Origin of the sequence: Trinickia violacea, assembly GCF_005280735.1 — a bacterium.
GTDB classification, from domain to species: domain Bacteria; phylum Pseudomonadota; class Gammaproteobacteria; order Burkholderiales; family Burkholderiaceae; genus Trinickia_A; species Trinickia_A violacea.
In genome coordinates this window covers 4,312,097-4,327,983 of sequence record NZ_CP040077.1, presented here as the reverse complement: position 1 = coordinate 4,327,983, position 15,887 = coordinate 4,312,097, and the positions used below count along the sequence as shown (strand labels likewise).

The window sequence follows — 15,887 nt, the reverse complement described above, 5'->3', positions numbered from 1 at the left end:
ACCGGACCGGCGACGCTTGGATGCGTGCGCCGGCTTGCGATGGATCTTCTTAAATCCTTTATTTCATTGCTGGCGCTGATCAACCCGGTCGGCGCCGTGCCGTTTTTTCTGAGCTTGACGTCGCAGCAGAGTGACGCCGAGCGGCGCCACACCATCCGGATTACCTCGATCTCGGTGTTCTGCGTGGTCGCGGTGACGACGCTGCTCGGGCAGCAGATCATCAGCTTCTTCGGCATCTCGGTCGGCTCGCTCGAAGTGGGCGGCGGGATCATCATGCTGCTGATGGCGATCAACATGCTGAACGCGCAGATCGGCAACGCGCGTTCCACGCCTGAAGAGCGCGACGAGGCTGAGTCGAAGAACAGCATTGCGGTCGTGCCGCTCGCGATTCCGCTGTTGACCGGGCCGGGTTCGATCAGCACGGTGATCGTCTATTCGGCGAACTCGCACCATTGGTACGATCGGGTGGGACTGATTGCGATCGGCGCGATTCTTGCGGCGATCTGTTTCTTCTCGTTGCGGCTCGCCGAGCCGATCGCCCGCTGGGTCGGGCAGACCGGCATCAATATTGGCACGCGGTTGATGGGTTTGATGTTGTCGGCGCTGGCGGTGGAGTTCATCGTCGACGGATTGAAGGCACTACTGCCTAACTTGAGATGAAAACTTCGATTGCGATTGTGGATTACGGGATGGGCAACCTGCGCTCGGTAGCGCAGGCGCTCAAGAAGGCTGCGCCCGAGGCGGACGTGGCGATCGTCGACCGGCCGGAGGCGATCCGGGCCGCCGACCGCGTCGTGCTGCCCGGACAGGGCGCGATGCCCGACTGCATGCGCTGCCTGGGCGAATCGGGGCTGCAGGAGGCGGTGATCGAGGCGTCGAAGACGAAGCCGCTGATGGGCGTGTGCGTCGGCGAGCAGATGCTGTTCGACTGGAGCGCCGAAGGCGACACGCGCGGCTTGGGCCTGCTGCCCGGCAAGGTGGTTCGCTTCGAGCTCGACGGCCAGCTTCAGGACGACGGCTCGCGCTTCAAGGTGCCCCAGATGGGCTGGAACCGCGTGCGCCAGGCCGCGCCGCATCCGCTGTGGGACGGGGTGCCCGACGGCAGCTTCTTCTATTTCGTGCACAGCTATTATGTGGTGCCGGACAACCCGGCCCATTCGGCGGGCGAGACAGACTACGGCGTCTCGTTTACGTCGGCGGTGGCGCGCGATAACCTGTTCGCAACCCAATTTCACCCGGAAAAGAGCGCCGAGACGGGGTTGCGCATCTATCGCAACTTCGTGCACTGGAACCCGTGAAGCCCTTATCGCCTTTCGTGCGTATGCTGCCTGACTGGATTTCGGCGGCGCCTTGCTACAAGTTGGGCGTCAGCCATCATCCTGTAACTTGTAGCGGGCAGAGCACCGAAAGACTTGTACTAAACTAGCGAGACGGCGCGGGCCCGAGGCCCGGCGCCGTGGATTTCCCAACTTTTTCCCAGACTAGACGCGATTGCTATGCTGCTGATTCCGGCCATCGACCTCAAAGACGGTCAGTGTGTGCGCCTCAAACAAGGCGATATGGACCAGGCGACGATTTTTTCCGAGGATCCGGCGGCAATGGCCCGGCATTGGGTCGACCGCGGCGCGCGGCGGCTGCACCTCGTCGACCTGAACGGCGCGTTCGCCGGCAAGCCGAAGAACGAGGACGCGATCCGCGCGATCATCGAGGAAGTCGGCAACGAGATTCCGGTCCAGTTGGGCGGCGGCATCCGCGATCTGGAGACGATCGAGCGCTACCTCGACGACGGCCTGTCCTACGTGATCATCGGCACGGCGGCGGTGAAGAACCCCGGGTTCCTGCAGGACGCCTGCACGGCGTTCGGCGGCCACATCATCGTCGGGCTCGATGCGAAGGACGGCAAAGTCGCCACCGACGGCTGGAGCAAGCTGACGGGCCATGAAGTGGTCGACCTCGCGCAGAAGTTCGAGGACTACGGCTGCGAATCGATCATCTATACGGATATCGGCCGCGACGGCATGCTCCAGGGCATCAACATCGAGGCGACCGTGCGCCTGGCGCGCGCGGTGAAGATTCCGGTGATCGCGAGCGGCGGGCTGTCGAATCTCAACGATATCGACGCGCTTTGCGAAGTCGAGGACGAAGGCATCGAAGGCGTGATCTGCGGCCGCGCGATCTACTCGGGCGACCTCGATTTCGCGGCGGCGCAGACCCGCGCAGACACGCTGCGCGAATCGGACGACGCTTGATTCAGCCGCTTCTCGGCCGAACCGGCCGGATATCTGCCCGCTGAGGCAGCCCGTTCACGCTGCCGCTTTGTCGGCTCCCGCCGCTCGCTCAAGCGCGAGCGGCCTTACCAGCGGCAACGCAACATCATGGCTCTAGCTAAACGCATCATCCCCTGCCTCGACGTGACCGCCGGGCGTGTCGTCAAAGGCGTCAACTTCGTCGAACTGCGCGATGCGGGCGATCCGGTCGAGATCGCGCGCCGCTACGACGAGCAAGGCGCCGATGAACTCACCTTTCTCGACATTACCGCGACCTCCGATCAGCGCGACCTGATCCTGCCGATCATCGAGGCGGTGGCGTCGCAGGTGTTCATTCCGCTGACGGTCGGCGGCGGCGTGCGCGCGGTCGAAGACGTGAGGCGCCTCCTGAACGCGGGCGCGGACAAGATCAGCATGAACTCGTCGGCCGTCGCCAACCCGCAGCTCGTGCGCGATGCAGCCGATAAATACGGCTCGCAGTGCATCGTCGTCGCGATCGACGCGAAGCGCACGTCGCCCGATGGCGAACCGGCTCGCTGGGAAGTGTTCACGCATGGGGGACGCAAGGCGACCGGTCTTGACGCCGTCGAGTGGGCGCGCAAGATGGCCGAGCTCGGCGCGGGCGAAATCCTGCTCACGAGCATGGACCGCGACGGTACCAAGAGCGGCTTCGACCTTGCGCTGACGCGTGCGGTGTCCGACGCGGTGCCGGTGCCGGTGATCGCATCGGGCGGCGTGGGCTCGCTGCAGCACCTCGCCGACGGCATCCGCGAGGGCCGTGCCGATGCCGTGCTGGCCGCGAGCATTTTCCACTACGGCGAGCACACGGTCGGCGAGGCCAAGCGCTTCATGGCCGAGCAGGGTATTTCGGTGAGGCTTTGAGATGACGATCGCAGACCAGCAATGGCTGGACAAGGTCCAGTGGGACGCCAACGGCCTCGTGCCGGTGATCGCGCAAGAGGCGTCGACGAACGACGTCTTGATGTTCGCGTGGATGAACCGCGAGGCGCTCGCGAAGACAATCGAGACGCACCGCGCGGTCTACTTCTCGCGCTCGCGCCAGCGCCTGTGGTTCAAGGGCGAGGAGTCCGGCCACGTCCAGCACGTCAAGGAAGTCCGGCTCGATTGCGACGAAGACGTCGTGCTGCTGAAGGTCGAGCAGGTGTCGGGCATCGCCTGCCACACCGGCCGCCACTCGTGCTTCTTCCAGAAATTCGAAGGCACCGCGGATGACGGCGACTGGGTCGCCGTGGAGCCGGTGCTGAAAGACCCCGAACACATCTACAAATGACGCCATCCACCGAAGACACGCTGCTGCGCCTGGCGGCCACGATCGACAGCCGCAAGGGCGGCGACCCCGACCAGTCGTACGTCGCGCGCCTCTTCCACAAGGGCGACGACGCCGTGCTGAAGAAGATCGGCGAAGAGGCGACCGAAGTCGTGCTCGCGGCGAAGGACTTGCGCCAGGGCGGCGCGCCGACGAGCCTCGTCGGCGAAGTGGCGGATCTGTGGTTTCACTGCCTCGTCATGCTGTCCCACTACGGTTTGAGTCCCGCCGACGTGATCGCCGAGCTGGAGCGTCGCGAAGGGCTGTCGGGCATCGAGGAAAAAGCGCTGAGAAAGCGCCGCGAGCGCGAGGAAAACGGCGGCTGATGCCGTCGTCCGGCCGGCGCCGTTTCGCACGCCGCGAGCACACGCTTCGTTGACCAAGAGAAGGGGAGACGCAATATGGAAGAGTCGCAAGGCGGCTACACGCCTCCGTCTTACCAGGGGGCGCTCGAGGCCGACCGCCTGCGCGGTCTGCGCACGCTGACCCATGTGCTCTATGCGCTCTACGCCGTGCATTGGCTGACGGGCGGCCTCACGGGGCTGATCGCGGTCATCATCAACTACGTCAAGCGCTCGGACGCCGCCGGCACACCCTATGAGGCGCATTTCGACTGGCAGATCCGTACGTTCTGGTACGGGCTCGCCGGCTACCTGATCGGCCTTGCGCTGATCATTGTGCTGATCGGTGTGCCGGTGCTGTGGGCCGTCGGAATTTGGATGCTGTACCGTATCATCAAAGGTTGGCTGTACTTGTACGACAACAAGCCGCTGCTGACGCCGCGCGCGTGGTTCTGAGCCTCGTCGAGCGCGCCAGCCCGGCTAGCCTATTTGGAAGACCATGAGTCACGAAAACTGTCTCTTCTGCAAGATCGCCGCAGGCCAGATTCCGAGCACCAAAGTCCATGAGGACGACGAATTCGTCGCGTTCAAGGACATCCGCCCCGCAGCGGAAACGCACATCCTCGTGATCCCCAGAAAACACATCGAAACGCTGTCGAATTGCAGCGAAAACGACGCCCCGCTGCTTGGTAGAATGATGATCTTGGTGTCACAACTGGCCGCCAAACTAGGCGTCGCCTACACGGGCGGCGAGACGGGTTTCCGCACGGTGATCAATACCGGGCCGGGAGGCGGACAGGAGGTCTACCACCTGCACGCGCATATTCTCGCGGGCCCGCGCCCGTGGCACCGGATGGGGTGATTTCCCCTTATCGAATGAATCCAAGAGGCGGGCCGCACCGTAAACCCGCCGAACACGGAAAACACGAAGCGCGCGCGTTTCGATTGAGGCCGCAAGGCCGGAGTTCTTCGCCGCTTTGATCCACAGCCGGCGAAGTCAAGGAGAGTACTTATCATGGGTTCGTTGAGCATTTGGCATTGGCTGATCGTTTTGCTGATCGTCGCGTTGGTTTTCGGCACGAAGAAGCTGCGCAACATCGGCAGCGATCTGGGCGGTGCCGTGAAGGGTTTCAAGGAAGGGATGAAGGAAGCGGAAACGCCGCCGTCGACCGACACGCAGCAGCGCGAACTGCCGCGCGACGGTACCGTCGACGTCGAGGCGAAGGACAAGACCCGCTCCAGCGACTACCGCTGACCCGCGGCGCCGCACTAACGGAGCCGCCTCGATATGCTCGACCTCGGTCTCACCAAGATGGCGCTGATCGGCGTGGTCGCGCTCGTCGTTCTCGGGCCGGAGCGCCTGCCGCGCGTCGCGCGCACCGCGGGCGCGCTGTTCGGCCGCGCTCAGCGCTATATCAACGACGTGAAGGCCGAAGTCACGCGTGAAATCGAACTCGACGAGCTGCGGCGCATGAGGACCGAGTTCGAAACGGCCGCGAGCAACGTCGAAAACACGATTCACGAGAACGTCAAGCGCCACGAAACCGAGCTGAACGAGGCTTGGAGCGCGGGGACGTCGGTGTCGCCGAGCATTGCGGGCGGCGCGACGTTTTCCGAAAGCAGCATCGTGGATGGCGGTGCGGGGGCTGGCGCTTCCTCTTGGCGGGGCAGCGTCGCGCACGTGGGCAAGCGCAAGAGCTGGCGCATGAAGCAGGCCGCCACGCCGACGTGGTACAAGCGCGCCACCTTGCGCCGCACGCACGTGCAGTCGGGCGCGGCACGCGTCGCGCGGCATACGCCGCTGAGCCTGCGCCGCACGAAGCGCTTCTTCTGATGACCGAATCGTCAATCACTTACCGAGGGCCGTTGTGAGCGACCCCCAGCATAGCCAGAGCAGCCCGGAAGAAGGCACCGAAGAGACCTTCATTTCCCACCTCGTCGAACTGCGCGACCGCATCATCCGGGCGGGCGTCTCCGTCATCGTCGTCTTTATCGGGCTCGTGTATTGGGCGCCCGACATTTTCCGGCTGCTCGCGCGGCCGCTGATGGAGAACCTGCCGAAAGGCGGCAAGATGATCGTCACCGACGTCACCGGCTCGTTCTTCGTGCCGATGAAGGTGACGATGCTCGTCGCGCTCGTGATCGCGCTGCCGTACGTGCTCTATCAGATCTGGGCGTTCGTCGCGCCTGGCCTGTATCAGCACGAGAAGAAGCTGGTCATGCCGCTCGTCGGCAGCAGCTACGTGCTCTTCCTGTGCGGGATGGCGTTTGCGTACTTCGTCGTGTTTCCGACGATCTTCCGCGTGATGGCGCACTACAACGCGCCGCTCGGCGCGGAGATGTCCACCGATATCGACAACTACCTGAGCTTCGTGCTGACGATGTTCCTTGCGTTCGGCGTGACCTTCGAGGTGCCGATCGTCGTGGTGCTGCTCGTGCGCATGGGGCTCGTGACGATCAAGAAGCTCAAGCAGATTCGTCCGTATGTGATCGTCGGTGCGTTCATTGTCGCGGCCGTCGTGACGCCGCCGGACGTGTTCTCGCAGCTCATTCTCGCGCTGCCGTTGATCGTGCTTTACGAAGCCGGGATCATCGCAGCGAGGCTGATCGTCGGGAAGCAGGTGGAGACTGCGGCCGACGAGGAGCAGGCGGCGAGTTGAACCGCGAACCATGGGAAAGCAAAAGGGCAGCCGCGGCTGCCCTTTTGCTTTCCTGTCGCCCGCGTGCCGGCTGGGCGGCACGCAATCCATCCAGATCGCGTTACTCGTCGCTCTGATCGTCCTCGGTGGTCGCCTGCTTCGGCGGCGGGGGCCGCTTGCCGATCATCACCGTGAGGTCGATCGCCTTGTTCTTGCGGATCAGGCGAATCTTGGCATCGGTGCCCGGCTTGATCTGCGCGATGACGTTCAGGAGGCGCGTCGTATCGGTGATTTCCTCGCCGTTCACGCTTTGCAGCACGTCGCCCGGCTTGATGCCCGCCTTGTCGGCCGGACCGCCCTGCAAGACGCCGGTGATGATCGTGCCGCTCTTCTGCTCGAGCCCGAACGATTCGGCGATCTCGGGCGTCACGTCCTGCGGCTCGACGCCGATCCAGCCGCGCGTGACCGAACCCGTCGTGATGATGCTTTCGAGCACGCTGCGCGCAGTCGAGACCGGGATGGCGAAGCCGATCCCGAGCGAGCCGCCCGAGCGCGAGTAGATCGCCGTGTTGATGCCGAGCAGGTTGCCGTTCGCGTCGACGAGCGCACCGCCCGAGTTGCCGGGGTTGATCGGCGCATCGGTCTGGATGAAGTTCTCGAACGTGTTGATGCCGAGGTGGTTGCGCCCGAGCGCGCTGATGATGCCCATCGTCACCGTCTGGCCGACGCCGAACGGGTTGCCGATCGCGAGCACGACGTCGCCGACGCGCGCCTGATCCATGCGGCCGAGCGTGATGGTGGGCAGGTTCGTCAGGTTGACTTTCAGGACCGCAAGGTCGGTCTCGGGGTCGACGCCGATGACCTTGGCGTCGGTCGTGCGCCCATCGGCCAGCGAGATCTCGATCTTTTGTGCCCCATCCACGACATGCTGGTTCGTTAGGATGTAACCTTCAGAACTCACGATGACGCCCGAGCCCAAGTTGGTGGCGGGCTCTTCCTGCTGCTTGCCCTTGTTCCGGTCGCCGAAGAAGTAGCGAAAGAGCGGATCTTTCGCGCGGGGATCGGGCGGCAGCGCGCCGTCCTTGCTGGAAAACACATTCACCACCGCCGGCATCGCCTTTTGGGCGGCGTCGGCATAGGAAGCCGTCGCGGGACCGGTGCCGATGCTTGGCGCCACTTCCCGCAGAGCGACGATCGGTTCGGCGAGCTGCTTGCCGAATTGCCCTTGTTTCGTCAGCCATTGGGGCTTGAGCGTCGCCACAATGAACATGAGCGCAAGAAGCACGGTCACCGCTTGGGCAAAGAACAGCCAAAAGCGTCTAAGCATCTGATGAATAGAGGTTTATATGGATAGGATCGAACTTGAATTGTACTTGAACAGCGTGTTAGAAACCGGCCGGTTCAAGGACTATTGCCCGAATGGGCTGCAAGTCGAGGGCCGCCGCCGCATCAATAAAATCGCGACCGGAGTCACGGCTTCACTCGCTTTTCTGGAGGCCGCATTGGAGTGGGGCGCGGACGCCGTATTGGTCCATCACGGTTATTTCTGGCGCAATGAAGCGCCGCAAATCACCGGCCGCAAATACAAGCGGCTCAAGCTTCTTCTGGCAAACGATTTGAATCTGTTTGCCTTTCACCTGCCGCTCGACGATCACCCCGAATACGGCAATAACGCGCAGCTTGGCGAGCGCATGGGCTGGATTCCCGACGGGCGTTTCGGCGATCAGGACCTCGGCTGGATGACCACGCTGCCGATGCCGATCACGCTCGCGCACTTCGCCGCGCAAGTCGAGCAGACGCTCGGCCGCGAGCCGCTCGTGCTCGGCGATCCGGATTGGGAGCTGCGCCGCGTCGCGTGGTGCACGGGCGGCGCGCAAAGCTACTTCGAGGCCGCGATCGACGCGGGCGCCGACGTCTTCCTGACCGGCGAAATCTCCGAGCCGACGACGCACATGTCGGCCGAAAGCGGCGTCGCCTACCTCGCGGCCGGCCATCACGCGACCGAGCGCTTCGGCGTGCAGGCGCTCGGCGCGCACCTTTCGGAAACTTTCGATGTCGAGCACTTGTTTATCGATATCCATAACCCGGTTTGACCACGCGAAAATCTTCGCCGGCAATGGCATGGCCGGCGAAGGAAACGCTTAAAAAGAGGGGGCAATAAAACGTCGCATTCGTGGGGGGAAACCCTTATGCGTCAAGGACTTCGCACGGTTTTTGGCAATCGGGCCTTGTAAATGCCGACTCCATTCGCGCAAACTAGCGGGGCTTGAAAAAAGACGTGACGGAAAAATCCAACTCAGAAGTGGGGCGTGTGATGCGAGACAAAGAAGAGCAGCGCGTCGACGGCGGCCGCCGTACCTGGCTGATAGCGACGTCCGTAGCAGGTGGCTTTGGAGGCGTGGCCACTGTCATACCCTTTGTTGGTTCCCTGGCGCCGTCCGACAAGGCCAAAGCGGCCGGCGCCCCGGTCGAAGTCGATATCAGCAATCTGAAGCCCGGCGAAATGATGACCGTGGCGTGGCGCGGCAAGCCGGTGTGGCTCATCAACCGCACCGACGAAATGCTCGTCGACGTCACCAAGGCGGACAGCGAAGTCGCCGATCCGCACACCAAGAAGCCCTTCACCATGCCGTTGCCCGAGTATTGCAACAACGAGTACCGCTCCCGGGCCGAACACAAGAACATCCTCGTCGCCGTCGGCGTGTGCTCGCACCTTGGCTGCACGCCGGTGCAGCGCTTCCAGGAGGGGCCCCAGCCGAACCTCCCCGACAACTGGCCGGGCGGCTTCCTGTGCCCGTGCCACGGTTCCACCTATGACCTCGCCGGCCGTGTCTTCAAGAACAAGCCCGCGCCGCAGAACCTCGACATCCCGCGCTACATGTTCACGTCGGCAACGACCGTCGTGATCGGCAAGGACGAGCAAGGAGAAGCGTAAATGGCGACGACCGAAAAAGAAGTGGAGACGACGACAGGCTTTACCGGCTGGATCGACAAGCGATTTCCAATGACCGAGACGTGGAAGAAGCACGTCTCCGAGTACTACGCGCCGAAGAATTTCAATTTCTGGTACTTCTTCGGCTCGCTCGCGCTGCTCGTGCTGGTGAACCAGATCGTCACCGGCATCTTCCTCACGATGAACTACAAGCCGGATTCGCAACTCGCGTTCGCGTCCGTCGAGTACATCATGCGCGAGGTGCCGTGGGGGTGGCTGATCCGCTACATGCACTCGACGGGCGCGTCGATGTTCTTCGTGGTCGTCTATCTGCACATGTTCCGCGGGCTCCTGTACGGCTCGTACCGCAAGCCGCGCGAGCTCGTGTGGCTGTTCGGCTGCGCGATCTTCCTGAGCCTAATGGCCGAGGCATTCTTCGGCTACCTGCTGCCGTGGGGGCAAATGTCCTACTGGGGCGCGCAGGTGATCGTGAACCTGTTCTCGGCGATTCCGTTCATCGGGCCGGATCTGTCGCTGTGGATTCGCGGCGACTACGTCGTGTCCGACGTCACGCTGAACCGCTTCTTCGCGTTCCACGTGATCGCGATTCCGCTCGTGTTGATCCTGCTCGTGTTCGCGCACATCGTCGCGCTGCACGAAGTGGGCTCTAACAACCCCGACGGCATCGAGATCAAGGCGAAGAAGGGCGCGGACGGCAAGCCGATCGACGGCATCCCGTTCCACCCGTACTACTCGGTGCACGACTTCCTGGGCACGTGCGTGTTCCTGATCGTGTTCGCGGCGATCATTTTCTTCGCGCCGGAGATGGGCGGCTACTTCCTCGAAGCGAACAACTTCATCCCGGCGAACTCGCTGCAGACACCGCCCGAGATCGCGCCGGTCTGGTACTTCACCGCGTTCTACGCGATGCTGCGCGCCACCACCGACCCGTTCAAGATCGTCCTCATGATCGTGATCGCGCTGCTCGGCCTGCTCGCGCTTGTCAGGGCGCGCGGCAAGTGGCGGGCTGGCTTGCCGGTACTCGCGGTGCTCGTGCTGATCGCGATGTATCTGACAGAATCGAAGTTCTGGGGCGTCGTCGTGATGGGCTCGGCGGTGATCTCGCTGTGCTTCCTGCCCTGGCTCGACCGCAGCCCCGTGAAGTCGATCCGCTACCGGCCGTTCTTCCACAAGGTCTTCTATGCGATCTTCGTCCTCGCGTTCTTCACGCTCGCGTTTCTTGGGACCAAGCCGCCGTCGCCGGCCGCGACCCTGATCGCGCAGATCTGTGCGCTGATCTACTTCGCGTTCTTCCTCGGCATGCCGTTCTGGACGCGGCTCGGCAAGTTCAAAGAGCCGCCCGAGCGCGTTCGGTTCAAGCCCCATTAATCGCGAGCGGAGACAACGATATGAAGAAATTGCTTTCGAAGCTTGCGGTTATTGGCGCTGCGGCACTTTCTCTGGGGCTCGCCACGGCCCCGGGCCACGCGGACGAAAATTTTCCGCTCGACCGTGCGCCCGATAACACGGAAAATCTCGCTTCCCTGCAGCATGGCGCCCAATTGTTTGTAAACTATTGCCTGAGTTGCCATAGTGCGAGCCTGGTGCGCTACAGCTCACTGGAGCAAATTGGCATTTCGCAGAAGGCAATCGAGGCGAACCTGTTGTTTTCGACCGATAAAGTCGGCAACACGATGACCGTGGCGATGCGCCCGGGCGACGCAAAGACGTGGTTCGGGGTGGCGCCACCGGATTTGTCGGTGGAGGCGCGGGCGCGCAATCGCGACTGGCTGTACACGTATCTGCGCAGCTTCTATCGCGACGACACGCGTCCGACCGGGTGGAACAACATGGTGTTCGAGAACGTCAGCATGCCGCACGTGCTGTGGCAGCTGCAGGGGGAACGCACCGCGCAATTCGAGGACGTGACCGACCGGGAAACGGGTGAAAAATCCCATCGGTTCGTCGCGTTTCAACAGGTGAAACCTGGGACGATGTCGTCAGTAGATTATGATGCTGCCGTCGGCGACCTGGTTGCCTACCTGTCGTGGATGTCCGAACCTACCCAGCAGACCCGCAGGCAGCTTGGCGTGTGGGTGCTGCTGTTCCTGGGCGTTTTGACCTTTTTCGCCTGGCGGCTGAACGCCGCATATTGGAAAGACATCAAATAAACATGCCGTGATCGGTGTGGGGCCGGCGCAAGGAAAAACCTGCGGTACGGTTTTTCGGCGCGCCGGCCCTTAGCTTCTTGAGGAAACTTTAAACATGATGGTTCTGTATTCCGGCACAACTTGCCCGTTCTCCCAGCGTTGCCGGCTGGTGCTGTTCGAAAAGGGCATGGACTTCGAGATCCGCGACGTCGACCTCTTCAACAAGCCCGAAGACATCGCGGTGATGAACCCGTATGGGCAGGTGCCGATTCTGGTCGAGCGCGACTTGATCCTGTACGAATCGAACATCATCAACGAGTACATCGACGAGCGCTTCCCGCACCCGCAGCTGATGCCGGCCGACCCGGTGCAGCGCGCCCGCGCGCGTCTCTTCCTGCTCAATTTCGAGAAGGAGCTGTTCGTTCACGTCGGCACGCTCGAAAACGAAAAGGGCAAGGCGGCCGAGAAGAATCACGAAAAGGCGCGTCTCGCGATTCGCGACCGCCTGACGCAACTGGCTCCGATCTTCCTGAAGAACAAGTACATGCTGGGCGAAGAGTTCTCGATGCTCGACGTCGCGATCGCGCCGCTCTTGTGGCGTCTGGATCACTACGGCATCGAGCTGTCGAAGAACGCGGCGCCGCTGATGAAGTACGCCGAGCGCATTTTCAGCCGCCCGGCCTATATCGAAGCGCTGACGCCGTCGGAAAAGGTGATGCGCCGTTGAGATGGATTCGGAGCGGCCGCGCCGGCTAGGAACGGCGGCGCGCCGCTTCCGTGTGAGGACAGTTGATGCAAGAGATTTCCACGAAGCCTTATTTGCTGCGCGCGTTGTACGAGTGGTGCACGGATAACGGCTACACGCCGCATATCGCGGTGCGGGTCGACCAGAACACACGCGTTCCGCGCCAGTTCGTGCACAACGACGAGATCGTGCTGAACATCAGCTTCGAGGCGACGAGCCAGTTGCAGATGGGTAACGAGTGGATCGAATTCAGCGCGCGCTTTTCCGGCAAGTCGCACAAGATCGAGGTGCAGGTGGCGAACGTGCTCGCGATCTATGCGCGCGAGAACGGGCAGGGGATGGCGTTTCCGGTCGAGTCGGCGGCGGCAGGCGCAGAAGCGCCCGGCGCGGCGGCCGGCAAGCCTGCGGTCAGCGCCGCACCGGCTGCTGCTTCGGTGTCTTCCGAGTCTCCCGCGGCGGCGGCCGAAGCCGAGACCGAAGGCGACGACGACGAACCGCCTACCGACGACGACGGACAAAAAGGCGGCGGCAGAGGTCACCTCAAGATCGTGAAATGAAGTAGAATCGCGGTCTTACGCCGGCTTAGCTCATCTGGTAGAGCAGTTGATTTGTAATCATCAGGTGGCGGGTTCGAGTCCTGCAGCCGGCACCAGGCATGTCAAACGGGCTACGCAATCATTGCGTAGCCCGTTTGTTTTTGTGGCTTGGAAGGCCTGGCTTACTGGTAGATCAGCGAATACGAAACGTTCGAGTTCACCGTGCCAGGTGACGCCGCGCCTGTGGCGTAGTACTGCGCAAAGTAGTTCAGCGTGGTCGGGCCGTCGTTTTTATTGATACTCACCGACTGCGATTTCTGGGTCCCATCAGGGCCGCCGACCACCATCATGGTCTGCGAATCGTTCAAAAGTGCGATTTGAACGTTCTCTGCAGTGGAAGCGGTGGTGATGTTGAGCCGACCGTTTGCCTGGTCGACCAAAGAGCCGTTCTCAAAGAAGGTCTGCACTGTGCTGGCGGTGCCCGTACAGCCGGTCAGGATGATCGAAAACGGCGTAGTCCCCGCAACAGCGCCGGCGGAGGGCAGTGCGGCGGGCGAAAGGGACGGCAGCTTCACCGTCCAGCAGTCAGGACTGTCAATGCCTGGATGAGGCGATTGAATTTGAGCTTCATATTTTTCGTGCCTTTTGCGGTGTGTGTGGCATAACGGGATTTATAAATGGGGAATGAGGCGTGACAGTGAGGCGCAATAGCATCTAATGCGGACTGCAAATAATATTGAAGCAGTTATTATTCCGTCGCGATATTGGAATATGCCGAAATGCGCCGCCTGAATTCGTACTAGTCCCAGGGCGCCGCGCCCGCAAGCCCGGTTTCGTAAGCGAACCGGAATAGCTCGGCATCACGCTCGATGCCGAGCTTGTGCATGGCACTCATTTTCTGCGAGCTGATGGTCTGTTTCGTGCGCTTCATCAGCGCGGCGATTTCGTTGATGGACATGCCCGATGTGTACAGCCGCACGACTTCTGCCTCGCGTCTCGTCAATTCGGCCGCCGAGACCGGATTGGGGAGGCTCCGGCTGTTGTGCGGGGCCTTCGGCTGCTCCATGCCGGTCGCGCCGGCATGAATGGCCGAGAACAGATGGCCGATCTCGGCGACTTTATCGAGTACCGACTGGATACCCGGTCGCGCGATCCCGGCCGCCGTCGCCGGATTGCCGAGTGACGTGAAGACGATGATCCGGACGTCCTGATAGCGCTGCCGCAGGAACGACAGCAGCGCCATGCCGTCGCCGAATTCGTCGCCTGGCATCGCGTAGTCGATAATCAGGATGCCGCACGACACGCTCGACAGTAGATTGACGATCTCGGTCGAGTTGCACGCTGTGCCGGCGACATCCAGGGTCGGGATGCCGGCGAGTTCATGTTTGATGCCGACGATCAGTGTTGGATGGTTGTCGGCAACCGTTATTATGATTTTCATGTCCGTTTTCGTGGATCTGCAGGCGACCGGTTGTCGCCGTGAGTGAGAGGCCGTGACACATGAGTGGAATCTACCTGAATCGTCGGGCTCCGGACTTCTGACAGGCACGGTTTTGACATCGATCGGGATGAGACTAGTCCTGGTTTGCGGTTTCTGTTGCGCAGGCGCTTGCGGCCGCGCAATATTTGAACTACCCGCTGGATAAGGCACGCCGTGTTTGCGCGGCGATGCCGTAGGGCATTAACCTTGATCGTGTACGAATAGGACTACGTAAGACATGATTCGGCGCAGCCGGCGCGAACTCCCGGTTCAACAGATTCGGCGCGACCGGGAGCTTGTGCCTGGAAACGGCCGTGGCGCGGCCCGGACGCCGTGCTCGCACGTCAGGCGCTCCACGCGTGCCTTGCCGGCCGGAAAGCGGCGCGTGCAATGCGAGGCAATGGGGGGCTCATGTGGGTCTGAAGCCAGGAATTCGATTCATGCTGGCTGCCTGGCCGCATGAATTCGAAGTGACTTGCAGATTGTTTCGACGCCCCCCGATGCCCCCTATTGATAGTCGAGCAGCACCTGCATTTGGCCGTTCACTGTGCCTGGTTTGACGCTCGTTCCCGTCTGGACATACGACGCCTGGTACGGAACGGAATACGAACCACCGGTGGCCTGGCTATAGGCTGTGAGTGGGATCGATGTGTTGAATGTCACGGGATTGCCGCTTGCGTTGGCAACCCGTATGCGAGCGCCTGTCGCGGTCGAGCCGGTGCTGAGCGGCAATGCGCCCGGGACCGTCGTTTCGCTGCCGACCGGTACAAGGCTGTAGCCCACCCGGTTGAACCCCGCGGGGCAATTAGTGAAGTTCAGGTTGAAACTCTGTGTGCCCTGGCTGTTGCCGACGCCCGTGAATTTTGTCGAACTCGTTGGCAGTAGCGTGATGGTCTGGTTCGGAACCGAGCAGGTTCCATCGACGACCGTGACCTTTGCTGAAAGACTGATCCTGAGATAATCATTAGCATAAATGAAGTACTCGGGAGAACTGGCCGTCCCGGCCAAAGAACCGCTGGAGATCGTCGATCCCGTGGCGACCAACTGAACCTCAACGGGGGCAGTAATCGTCATATTTATCATGCCACCCCTCTGCGCTACCCCATTGAAGAGTATTCGAGTATTGAGACCGGGGATATTGGTACTGATATCCGGCCCCGTCACCGATGAGCTACCGCCGTTAGGGTACAAACTCAGGGTCCCACCACCTAACGAACATTGCGCTGCGCCGCACACTTGTTGCGTCGTGAGATAGTCGCGCGCGACGATCGTGCCAGCTGCGGGCCGTGAAGGTACGACAATCGACGACCCGAACATGGTGAACGAAGCGGCAGATGCCGGCGACGAAAACGCAGCCAGGAGTCCCACGGCAGCGAGGCCGTTTCTGGCCCATCGGAGAAGGGCCATCCGCGTGAGCGAAGTGGCGACCAATACCGCAATAGAAAGCAAGTTGTTCATGTTGGATGACCC

General features: G+C 62.0%; 21 protein-coding genes, 1 tRNA gene and 1 pseudogene. 18 read left to right on the top strand and 5 right to left on the bottom strand.

What is annotated here, in order from left to right; translation table 11 throughout:
* Positions 1-39 precede the first annotated feature (39 nt).
* The 11 genes from FAZ95_RS19785 to tatC all read left to right on the top strand — a co-directional run bounded on the left by FAZ95_RS19785 (position 40) and on the right by tatC (position 6,595).
* Complete coding sequence (locus tag FAZ95_RS19785) at positions 40-660, top strand: YchE family NAAT transporter (RefSeq protein WP_137333998.1); 621 nt, start codon at positions 40-42, stop codon at positions 658-660.
* On the top strand, positions 657-1,298 hold the full coding sequence (gene hisH / locus FAZ95_RS19780; RefSeq protein ID WP_137333997.1) for an imidazole glycerol phosphate synthase subunit HisH: 642 nt from the start codon (positions 657-659) through the stop codon (positions 1,296-1,298). The genes FAZ95_RS19785 and hisH overlap by 4 nt, the downstream gene beginning before the upstream one ends.
* A gap of 198 nt (positions 1,299-1,496) precedes the next feature.
* Entirely contained in the window at positions 1,497-2,249 is a 753-nt protein-coding gene (gene hisA, locus FAZ95_RS19775) for a 1-(5-phosphoribosyl)-5-[(5-phosphoribosylamino)methylideneamino]imidazole-4-carboxamide isomerase (RefSeq protein WP_137333996.1), read from the top strand.
* 126 nt (positions 2,250-2,375) lie between these two features.
* On the top strand, positions 2,376-3,149 hold the full coding sequence (gene hisF, locus FAZ95_RS19770; RefSeq protein WP_137333995.1) for an imidazole glycerol phosphate synthase subunit HisF: 774 nt from the start codon (positions 2,376-2,378) through the stop codon (positions 3,147-3,149).
* 1 nt (position 3,150) lies between these two features.
* A complete protein-coding gene (gene hisI, locus FAZ95_RS19765) occupies positions 3,151-3,558 on the top strand; it encodes a phosphoribosyl-AMP cyclohydrolase (RefSeq protein WP_137333994.1) in 408 nt (135 codons plus the stop codon).
* On the top strand, positions 3,555-3,920 hold the full coding sequence (locus tag FAZ95_RS19760; RefSeq protein ID WP_137333993.1) for a phosphoribosyl-ATP diphosphatase: 366 nt from the start codon (positions 3,555-3,557) through the stop codon (positions 3,918-3,920). The genes hisI and FAZ95_RS19760 overlap by 4 nt, the downstream gene beginning before the upstream one ends.
* 75 nt (positions 3,921-3,995) lie before the next feature.
* On the top strand, positions 3,996-4,391 hold the full coding sequence (locus FAZ95_RS19755) for a DUF4870 family protein (RefSeq protein WP_137333992.1): 396 nt from the start codon (positions 3,996-3,998) through the stop codon (positions 4,389-4,391).
* A gap of 43 nt (positions 4,392-4,434) precedes the next feature.
* Positions 4,435-4,797, top strand: coding sequence for a histidine triad nucleotide-binding protein (locus FAZ95_RS19750; protein WP_137333991.1), 363 nt, complete (start codon positions 4,435-4,437; stop codon positions 4,795-4,797).
* 153 nt (positions 4,798-4,950) lie between these two features.
* The gene (gene tatA / locus FAZ95_RS19745) at positions 4,951-5,190 is read left to right on the top strand and encodes a Sec-independent protein translocase subunit TatA (protein WP_137333990.1); all 240 of its coding nucleotides are present in this window, start codon (positions 4,951-4,953) and stop codon (positions 5,188-5,190) included.
* A gap of 33 nt (positions 5,191-5,223) precedes the next feature.
* Positions 5,224-5,769 (top strand): Sec-independent protein translocase protein TatB, encoded by a 546-nt coding sequence (tatB, locus tag FAZ95_RS19740; protein WP_137333989.1) that lies wholly within the window; start codon positions 5,224-5,226, stop codon positions 5,767-5,769.
* Positions 5,770-5,803: 34 nt separating this feature from the next.
* Positions 5,804-6,595: a twin-arginine translocase subunit TatC gene (tatC, locus tag FAZ95_RS19735; RefSeq protein ID WP_137333988.1), complete on the top strand. Its 792-nt coding sequence runs from the start codon at positions 5,804-5,806 to the stop codon at positions 6,593-6,595.
* A 100-nt stretch (positions 6,596-6,695) separates the two neighbouring features.
* Here tatC and FAZ95_RS19730 read toward each other — a convergent pair whose 3' ends face one another.
* The gene (locus FAZ95_RS19730) at positions 6,696-7,901 is read right to left on the bottom strand and encodes a S1C family serine protease (protein WP_137333987.1); all 1,206 of its coding nucleotides are present in this window, start codon (positions 7,899-7,901) and stop codon (positions 6,696-6,698) included.
* A gap of 19 nt (positions 7,902-7,920) precedes the next feature.
* Between FAZ95_RS19730 and FAZ95_RS19725 the strand changes: the two genes are divergently transcribed.
* The 7 genes from FAZ95_RS19725 to FAZ95_RS19695 all read left to right on the top strand — a co-directional run bounded on the left by FAZ95_RS19725 (position 7,921) and on the right by FAZ95_RS19695 (position 13,053).
* On the top strand, positions 7,921-8,667 hold the full coding sequence (locus FAZ95_RS19725) for a Nif3-like dinuclear metal center hexameric protein (RefSeq protein WP_137333986.1): 747 nt from the start codon (positions 7,921-7,923) through the stop codon (positions 8,665-8,667).
* A 221-nt stretch (positions 8,668-8,888) separates the two neighbouring features.
* Entirely contained in the window at positions 8,889-9,509 is a 621-nt protein-coding gene (petA, locus tag FAZ95_RS19720; protein WP_137334641.1) for a ubiquinol-cytochrome c reductase iron-sulfur subunit, read from the top strand.
* Complete coding sequence (locus FAZ95_RS19715) at positions 9,510-10,895, top strand: cytochrome b (protein WP_137333985.1); 1,386 nt, start codon at positions 9,510-9,512, stop codon at positions 10,893-10,895.
* Positions 10,896-10,915: 20 nt separating this feature from the next.
* On the top strand, positions 10,916-11,677 hold the full coding sequence (locus tag FAZ95_RS19710; protein ID WP_137333984.1) for a cytochrome c1: 762 nt from the start codon (positions 10,916-10,918) through the stop codon (positions 11,675-11,677).
* 94 nt (positions 11,678-11,771) lie between these two features.
* On the top strand, positions 11,772-12,383 hold the full coding sequence (locus tag FAZ95_RS19705; RefSeq protein WP_006052302.1) for a glutathione S-transferase N-terminal domain-containing protein: 612 nt from the start codon (positions 11,772-11,774) through the stop codon (positions 12,381-12,383).
* Positions 12,384-12,448: 65 nt separating this feature from the next.
* A complete protein-coding gene (locus FAZ95_RS19700) occupies positions 12,449-12,958 on the top strand; it encodes a ClpXP protease specificity-enhancing factor (RefSeq protein WP_137333983.1) in 510 nt (169 codons plus the stop codon).
* A gap of 19 nt (positions 12,959-12,977) precedes the next feature.
* A tRNA-Thr gene (locus tag FAZ95_RS19695) sits at positions 12,978-13,053 on the top strand.
* 66 nt (positions 13,054-13,119) lie between these two features.
* Here FAZ95_RS19695 and FAZ95_RS19690 read toward each other — a convergent pair.
* The 4 genes and pseudogenes from FAZ95_RS19690 to FAZ95_RS19675 all read right to left on the bottom strand — a co-directional run bounded on the left by FAZ95_RS19690 (position 13,120) and on the right by FAZ95_RS19675 (position 15,875).
* Positions 13,120-13,512, bottom strand: coding sequence for a fimbrial protein (locus FAZ95_RS19690; RefSeq protein WP_175425651.1), 393 nt, complete (start codon positions 13,510-13,512; stop codon positions 13,120-13,122).
* A gap of 224 nt (positions 13,513-13,736) precedes the next feature.
* The gene (locus FAZ95_RS19685; RefSeq protein WP_137333981.1) at positions 13,737-14,378 is read right to left on the bottom strand and encodes a response regulator; all 642 of its coding nucleotides are present in this window, start codon (positions 14,376-14,378) and stop codon (positions 13,737-13,739) included.
* 259 nt (positions 14,379-14,637) lie between these two features.
* A pseudogene (locus FAZ95_RS19680) lies at positions 14,638-14,801 on the bottom strand (IS3 family transposase); the annotation flags it as partial.
* A 123-nt stretch (positions 14,802-14,924) separates the two neighbouring features.
* The gene (locus FAZ95_RS19675; protein ID WP_137333980.1) at positions 14,925-15,875 is read right to left on the bottom strand and encodes a fimbrial protein; all 951 of its coding nucleotides are present in this window, start codon (positions 15,873-15,875) and stop codon (positions 14,925-14,927) included.
* Positions 15,876-15,887: the final 12 nt, after the last annotated feature.

Bases quoted from the DNA above. Each gene is read 5' to 3' on its own strand.
- FAZ95_RS19785 (WP_137333998.1), top strand. From the start codon at position 40: ATGGATCTTCTTAAATCCTTTATTTCATTGCTGGCGCTGATCAACCCG.
- hisH (WP_137333997.1), top strand. From the start codon at position 657: ATGAAAACTTCGATTGCGATTGTGGATTACGGGATGGGCAACCTGCGC.
- hisA (WP_137333996.1), top strand. From the start codon at position 1,497: ATGCTGCTGATTCCGGCCATCGACCTCAAAGACGGTCAGTGTGTGCGC.
- hisF (WP_137333995.1), top strand. From the start codon at position 2,376: ATGGCTCTAGCTAAACGCATCATCCCCTGCCTCGACGTGACCGCCGGG.
- hisI (WP_137333994.1), top strand. From the start codon at position 3,151: ATGACGATCGCAGACCAGCAATGGCTGGACAAGGTCCAGTGGGACGCC.
- FAZ95_RS19760 (WP_137333993.1), top strand. From the start codon at position 3,555: ATGACGCCATCCACCGAAGACACGCTGCTGCGCCTGGCGGCCACGATC.
- FAZ95_RS19755 (WP_137333992.1), top strand. From the start codon at position 3,996: ATGGAAGAGTCGCAAGGCGGCTACACGCCTCCGTCTTACCAGGGGGCG.
- FAZ95_RS19750 (WP_137333991.1), top strand. From the start codon at position 4,435: ATGAGTCACGAAAACTGTCTCTTCTGCAAGATCGCCGCAGGCCAGATT.
- tatA (WP_137333990.1), top strand. From the start codon at position 4,951: ATGGGTTCGTTGAGCATTTGGCATTGGCTGATCGTTTTGCTGATCGTC.
- tatB (WP_137333989.1), top strand. From the start codon at position 5,224: ATGCTCGACCTCGGTCTCACCAAGATGGCGCTGATCGGCGTGGTCGCG.
- FAZ95_RS19730 (WP_137333987.1), bottom strand. From the start codon at position 7,901: ATGCTTAGACGCTTTTGGCTGTTCTTTGCCCAAGCGGTGACCGTGCTT.
- FAZ95_RS19725 (WP_137333986.1), top strand. From the start codon at position 7,921: ATGGATAGGATCGAACTTGAATTGTACTTGAACAGCGTGTTAGAAACC.
- petA (WP_137334641.1), top strand. From the start codon at position 8,889: ATGCGAGACAAAGAAGAGCAGCGCGTCGACGGCGGCCGCCGTACCTGG.
- FAZ95_RS19715 (WP_137333985.1), top strand. From the start codon at position 9,510: ATGGCGACGACCGAAAAAGAAGTGGAGACGACGACAGGCTTTACCGGC.
- FAZ95_RS19710 (WP_137333984.1), top strand. From the start codon at position 10,916: ATGAAGAAATTGCTTTCGAAGCTTGCGGTTATTGGCGCTGCGGCACTT.
- FAZ95_RS19705 (WP_006052302.1), top strand. From the start codon at position 11,772: ATGATGGTTCTGTATTCCGGCACAACTTGCCCGTTCTCCCAGCGTTGC.
- FAZ95_RS19700 (WP_137333983.1), top strand. From the start codon at position 12,449: ATGCAAGAGATTTCCACGAAGCCTTATTTGCTGCGCGCGTTGTACGAG.
- FAZ95_RS19685 (WP_137333981.1), bottom strand. From the start codon at position 14,378: ATGAAAATCATAATAACGGTTGCCGACAACCATCCAACACTGATCGTC.
- FAZ95_RS19675 (WP_137333980.1), bottom strand. From the start codon at position 15,875: ATGAACAACTTGCTTTCTATTGCGGTATTGGTCGCCACTTCGCTCACG.